The 6,527-nt window shown below is 43.3% G+C and carries 3 protein-coding genes; 1 reads left to right on the top strand and 2 read right to left on the bottom strand.

Annotated features, from left to right (window positions below):
• Positions 1–122: 122 nt before the first annotated feature.
• Positions 123–1,346 carry a flavin reductase family protein gene (locus ACI2JM_RS01230; protein ID WP_404641514.1) on the bottom strand — a complete coding sequence of 408 codons (1,224 nt, stop codon included), beginning with the start codon at positions 1,344–1,346 and terminating at the stop codon, positions 123–125.
• 437 nt (positions 1,347–1,783) lie between these two features.
• On the opposite strand from ACI2JM_RS01230, the gene ettA reads away from it, so the two are divergent.
• Positions 1,784–3,445 (top strand): energy-dependent translational throttle protein EttA, encoded by a 1,662-nt coding sequence (ettA, locus tag ACI2JM_RS01225; RefSeq protein ID WP_045443195.1) that lies wholly within the window; start codon positions 1,784–1,786, stop codon positions 3,443–3,445.
• 161 nt (positions 3,446–3,606) lie between these two features.
• Here ettA and plsB read toward each other — a convergent pair whose 3' ends face one another.
• Positions 3,607–6,405: a glycerol-3-phosphate 1-O-acyltransferase PlsB gene (gene plsB / locus ACI2JM_RS01220; RefSeq protein ID WP_404641512.1), complete on the bottom strand. Its 2,799-nt coding sequence runs from the start codon at positions 6,403–6,405 to the stop codon at positions 3,607–3,609.
• Positions 6,406–6,527: the final 122 nt, after the last annotated feature.

Below are 6,527 nucleotides of genomic sequence, written 5' to 3'. Positions count from 1 at the left end.
ATTTATGAGTATTTATGAGTATTTATGAGTATTTATGAGTATTTATGAGTATTTATGAGTATTTATGAGTATTTATGAGTATTTATGAGTATTTATGAGTATTTATTTTTATCATCGTGTTGCTAAATATCTAGCACCACATCAGTCATGGCAATGTTGATGCAAGTTTGAATAGATTCATAACCATCACTGCTTATTTTTCCTGTGTGAATATTTTTGACCACACCGCTGACTTTATTGCAGCGACACAACTGGCAGATACCTTGTCTACAACCATGCGCTAAGCGAATTCCTGCGTCCTCTGCGGCATTCAATAATGTCGTGCTACTATCAAACTGCCGTTGCCTCGCCCGTAAATAAACAGTATGTTGCGCTGCGTGTTTTTTGCTATCGAGCGCCTGTTTGTTATCAAAATTGAAATCAGGCGACGCATGACCAAAGTTTTCTACAATGATATTATCGCGCAGGTTTTTATTGTGCGGTAAGGTTATCTCTGCCGCTGCTTTATATAAGCCAGTCAACAGAGTCTGTGACCCGCATGCAAATATTTGCGTATCTGCCAGTGGTAGGTTTAATGCCAACAAACTGTCTACGCTCAAATGTCGCTTGCCCGCCAAATAAGTATCAGCTTTCTCGGTATTGACCAGATGATAGGTGAAAGCTGGATACGCTGTGCTCAGTTGTTGCCATTGGTTTTTGAACGGGAGCATTTCAGTGCGACTGTAATATAGCAACGTCACCTGATGTCCGTTGTCCAGTGCTTGCGTGATGAGCCCTAACATGGGCGTAATACCGCTGCCACCTGCGATAAATAATAAAGAAGCAGATTTTTCGGCAGCTGATTTTGTCTGTACCGTTATAGATGATTGTGCCAAAGTGAAAGAGCCACTAGGGACACTACTGTTAATGACACTGCCAAGTGCCATATGTTTGGTTAAGTAATCCGAAACCAAGCCTTGCGGCTTAATAGCAATGGTAATCGCAAGATAAGGTGGTTGCTTTTTGCTAGCGCCACTATTAATACTGTTGCCAGTAGTAACGTCGTGCCACCAGAGCGGTTGGTACGCCAAACCTAATAATGAATAGCTGCGCTGATGATACACACCTTCAATAAGAACGCTTAAGTTAAGATGTTGACCACCCTGCCAACCACGTTGCGCACCAATTAATTGCCGTCGAAAAGCATGATTGGTCTCAAATCTGAGCGCTATTAAGTCATCGCTAAGGATATATCGCGCAACAAGGCGCAGCTTTGGGACAGTGAAAGACCAAAACGGCTGTAAATGCGATCCAATAAAATCGATAAATGCATGTTGAATCATTTCAGGGCGATAGCCGTTGGTCATATTATCAATACCTTTGTTAATATTATCAAAATAATTGACGTCATAAATATTGTGTTCACCTGTGCTCAAATTTAGCGGATATCACTTAGGTCGGGTCGCCTGAATTTGTTAAGCTATCCTAACATGCTAACGGCTATTGATTAAATTTTCGAAAGTTTTGATGCTATTTTTTGTGGTCTTTATAAAACAGTTATAAGTCAGAATGTTAAGCGAAACGGTTCGATAGTAGGTTTCGTTACCGCTTTTAGCTAGAAAGCTGAGCACTCTGTGACAAAAGCCGTAAAACAATCGTTAAAACAATCTGTTGGCTTGCAGGGTATGCGCCACAATGCGATAATGGCTTATAATTTGTAACCCTGATTTTGAGGTGCAGCACGCTTGGCATCATTGCTAAGTATGATTCGCTTGCCTCTTTTATGCAGTCTATCGGAGTGTTAATGGCTCAATATATTTACACGATGAACAACGTGTCAAAACTTGTTCCGCCTAAGCGTGAAATTTTAAAAAATATTAACTTATCATTTTTCCCAGGTGCCAAAATTGGTGTCTTGGGTATCAATGGTTCAGGTAAATCAACCTTGCTACGCATTATGGCGGGCGTGGATACTGAATTTAGTGGTGAAGCACGCGCGCAAACTGGCACCAAAATTGGTTATTTGCCGCAGGAACCACAGCTTGACGACAGCAAAGACGTGCGTGGTAATGTCGAAGACGGTATGCGTGAAGCATTAGATGCGCTCGCACGTTTAGATGCTATCTATGCAGAATACGCTGAGCCTGATGCTGACTTTGATAAGCTTGCTGAAGAACAAGGCAAGATGGAAGACATCATCCAAGCGTGGGATGCCCATAACTTAAATACCCAGCTCGAAAAAGCGGCTGATGCCTTACGTCTGCCACCTTGGGATGCGGATGTTAGTAAGCTGTCTGGTGGTGAAAAACGCCGTGTGGCACTATGTCGTTTGCTATTGTCTCGTCCTGATATGCTGTTACTTGACGAACCAACCAACCATTTGGATGCCGAATCTGTTGCATGGCTAGAGCAGTTCTTGCAGAACTACAGCGGTACAATCGTTGCCATTACCCATGATAGATATTTCCTAGACAACGTCGCTCAGTGGATTTTGGAGCTAGATCGTGGCCATGGTTATCCGTATGAAGGCAACTATACTGAGTGGCTCGAGCAAAAGAACACGCGTTTAGAGCAGCAGAATAAGCAAGAAGAATCATTTGCTAAAGCACTGAAAAAAGAGCTGGATTGGATTCGCAAAAACCAAAAAGGTCAACAAGCCAAGTCTAAATCTCGTGTACAGCGCTTTGAAGAGTTGAACTCAACAGAGTTCCAACAGCGCAATGAGACAGCTGAGATTTATATTCCGCCCGGTCCACGTTTAGGTAATAAAGTCATTGAAGTGAATAACATCTCCAAATCATTTGGTGATCGTCTGCTTTATGAAAACCTAAGCTTTAACGTGCCAGCTGGTGCGATCGTTGGTATCATCGGACCAAATGGTGCGGGTAAAACCACGCTATTTAATATGATTACCGAACGTGATACGCCAGATACGGGTTCAGTCGATTTGGGCGAAAGTGTTAAAGTTGCCTATGTTGGTCAGGTACGTGACAACTTAGATGACAGCAAAACCGTTTGGGAAGAAGTGTCTGACGGTCTTGATATTATTACGGTTGGCGATTACACCACGCCAAGTCGTGCTTATATCGGTCGCTTTAACTTCAAAGGCTCAGATCAGCAAAAGCACGTCGGTCAATTGTCTGGCGGTGAGCGTAACCGCTTGCAGCTTGCTAAGACATTGAAGCAGGGCGCGAACGTATTGCTCCTTGATGAACCTTCAAACGATTTGGATATTGAGACCTTACGTGCGCTAGAAGATGCGATTCAGGTCTTCCCAGGTACGGTCATGGTCGTCTCGCATGATCGCTGGTTCCTTGACCGTATCGCGACTCATATCTTGGCGTTCGAAGATGAAGGCCCAGTTTGGTTCGATGGTAACTATTCTGAGTTTGAAACGTATCGCAAAAAGACGATGGGTGATGCTGCCACTCCTAAGCGTATGAAATATAAAAAGATTTCAACCTAGGACTGTTATTTAAAAAGTAGTTACTTAAAAAGTAGTTGTTAAAAAAACAGCTACTTAGAAATTTCAAATTTAAAGATAAAAAAAGACCTCTAATCAATTAGAGGTCTTTTTTTGCTCGATATATTCAGTTTAGCTCATTAGATATTATAGCTGGTTGCAGCTTAACGCTTACGGCCAAATTTACGATGCTTTTTATTACTAATCTCAGTAATCGCATGAGTAATTTCTTCTTCATCTAAGCTGGCGACTTGCTGCAAAATCTGCATCATATCAGGCGTTAGCACGTACTTAGCATGACGAGCAATATCATTGATACGATGATCGAAGGTCAATACGCCGGTTTCATCATCTTTTTGCAAGTAATCAAGACGAGTCAAGGCACTGATGAAGCTGGTGAATAAGGCGCGGTCAAAGAAATCAGGAATATCGTCTGCATATAGTACAGATAGGCGCTGACCCAGCAGATGACATAGATCAACGACTTCGCTTTCGGTTAGATTGCCTGAGCCTTGCTGGGCGAGTAGGGCAAGTGTCATAAAGTAACGCTCAAGGCTCTGTCCGACAGGCGTCGCTAGCACTTGCAGCTGCTGATAGCATTTGCTGTTTGATTCAGGGACGCTGAGTACGCCATCGCTCAATTCGACAATCAGACCATGCGAGAGTAGGCTGTCGACTTTTTTGTTCAAGGTATCAGCCAAGCCATGTGCTGGATAATATAAGAACAGCTCACTTTGTAAAAATGGATAGAGTTGCTTAGCAATATTGTCCAAACGACTACGTTCGATACGGCCGTTACGCGCTACTAAGGCGGCTAAAAAAGACAGTAGAATAAAGACATGAAGGATGTTATTACGGAAATAGCTGAGCAATGCCGCTTGTTTACCGGCGATCTGAATGATATCGCCTAGGATATGCGGCGTACGCTCAATAAGTTTCAGCTTAATACCATAATCAATAATTTGCTGCGGACTCATATCTGTAATGACGGTGTCATCTGAGTAGGATAGCTGCTGAGCAAGGCCTTGATAGAGGGCAATTTGTTCGCGGCATATCGTTTCATCTAGAGCAGCTTTAGGCGCTGACAATAATACCAATGATAATAACGAAACGGGCGTCACAACCGCCGCCTTATTGATGTGCTGCATGATTTTGACGCCAATGTTATCGACCATCGCGCTGGCTTTATCATCGAGCGGGGTATCGGTGCGATCCGTTGGCAAGCTATTGGCTGGCACATCGAATTTTGTCATAAAGTCGCTAAGATGCAGCGGTGTGCCAAAGCTTAGATGTACATTACCAAAGATACGCTCAATTTTACGACCAACTTTGAGTAAGCCTAGTAAAGATTCAGATTCTTTTGGCTTGCCTTTTAGCTCACCAACATAGGTGCCACCTTCCATAATACGCTCATAACCGATATAAGTCGGAATGAAAACCACTGGCTTCTCAGAATGACGTAATTGACTGTGCACTGTCATTGCTAGCATGCCCATCTTCGGTGGTAATAAACGTCCTGAACGCGAGCGACCACCCTCGATAAAGTATTCAATCGGTGTGTTACGCGTAATAAGGGTGTGCATATATTCGCGGAGGACGGCAGTATAAAGTGCATTGCCACGAAAGCTACGACGTATATAAAAGGCAACCGCGCCGCGTAATAATGGCCCTAATACGGGTACATCTAGGTTGTCACCAGCAGCAACATAAGGAATGCTCAGACCACGCTTGTAGATGACGTAAGATAGCAATAGATAATCGACATGGCTACGATGACAAGGCACATAAACCAGCTCATAATCAGTCGCAAGCTCACGTACGCGCTCGAAATGATGGACTTCTACGCCATCATAGAGTTGCGTCCATAACCACGTTAAAAACTTATAAAAACCGCGCACGATGGAATGTGAATAGTCATTGACCATCTCATTGGCATAACCTTTAGCCAAGACACGGGCTTCACGTACACTGATACCAGATTCTACTGCTTCTGCCTCTATCGCATGTTTGATAGCTGGTGAATACACTAGCTTGTCTACTAAGTTGCGTCTGTCTGATAAATCAGGACCGAGCATACTGGCACGCTGCTTGTCTAAATAAACCGTAAGCCGCTGCTGTAGCATACGTACCAGTTCACGATTACTGTCAGCGGTCGCTACCAAAGCATAGTTTGGTGCTTCGTCGGCATCGCCCACGCTACTGGTGATGTCTAAATGGCTGTCTTTTGCAGAATTTTCTTTTACATCACCTTCTTTTATAGAGTTCTCTTTTGAATCCACGGCTAGCGAATCAAAAATAGAAAACCCTTCTTCATCACCTTTAAGGCTATCATTGATAAGGGTACGTAGATCTTGAGGTGGATGGAACTGTACAAAGGTGTCACGTCCCATTACTCCGATATTAAAGAGCTGCTTGGTGATGCTAGGGTCTTGCCAGTTGTCAGCGGTCAGCAGTTTAAACAGTGAATCCTCTTTTTCTGGGGCGCGTCCCCATAAAATAGAGACGGGCACCAAACGTACTTTTAGCTCTGGATATTGCAAAACAGCAGACACCAAACGTGACAGGCGCGGCGATAGCTGACTGTCTTTGGCGCTTGGATGGTTCAAAAATATGATGGCTGCGTTTTCTTTGATATTATGGGCGGCATCATGTACCCCAACTAATGCTGGTGGTAAATTGTGCTCTTGCGTCTGCAGGTCAATCAAAATACTATTGGAGCGCGAATAATCTTGCAACACATAAAATCTTAGCGTTTGATCGTCTGTATCGAACTCAGGTAATTCACCCAATAACTTAGGTTTAACAGCGACATCGAGTAGCTGCCCCGATAGCTTGCGATAAATTTGATTAATCGGCGCATTGGAATAAGGCTTGGGGGCGATTGGATTGACGTCAGTATTAGAAGCGCTGTCGGTTGTGACTGGCGCTTTAAAAATCCGTTTTTTTAAGAACTTCGGTATCATAATCAGTATCAAAAATAGTCAAATATGTTGCGCTTATGATGCCATAAAAGCCATCAAAGCGATATATAGTGTCTGTATATACTGCTAATATTAATACGGTCTGGTTACTATATAGTGAGTTA

Source organism: Psychrobacter sp. NPDC064578 (genome assembly GCF_044901245.1).
Classification (GTDB): Bacteria; Pseudomonadota; Gammaproteobacteria; order Pseudomonadales; family Moraxellaceae; genus Psychrobacter; species Psychrobacter cibarius_C.
The sequence above is the reverse complement of the archived record's forward strand: the minus strand, read 5'-3'. Positions and strand labels throughout refer to the sequence as shown.

Excerpts from the sequence above, each read along its gene's own strand:
- ACI2JM_RS01230 (WP_404641514.1), bottom strand. The coding sequence starts at position 1,346 with ATGACCAACGGCTATCGCCCTGAAATGATTCAACATGCATTTATCGAT.
- plsB (WP_404641512.1), bottom strand. The coding sequence starts at position 6,405 with ATGATACCGAAGTTCTTAAAAAAACGGATTTTTAAAGCGCCAGTCACA.
- ettA (WP_045443195.1), top strand. The coding sequence starts at position 1,784 with ATGGCTCAATATATTTACACGATGAACAACGTGTCAAAACTTGTTCCG.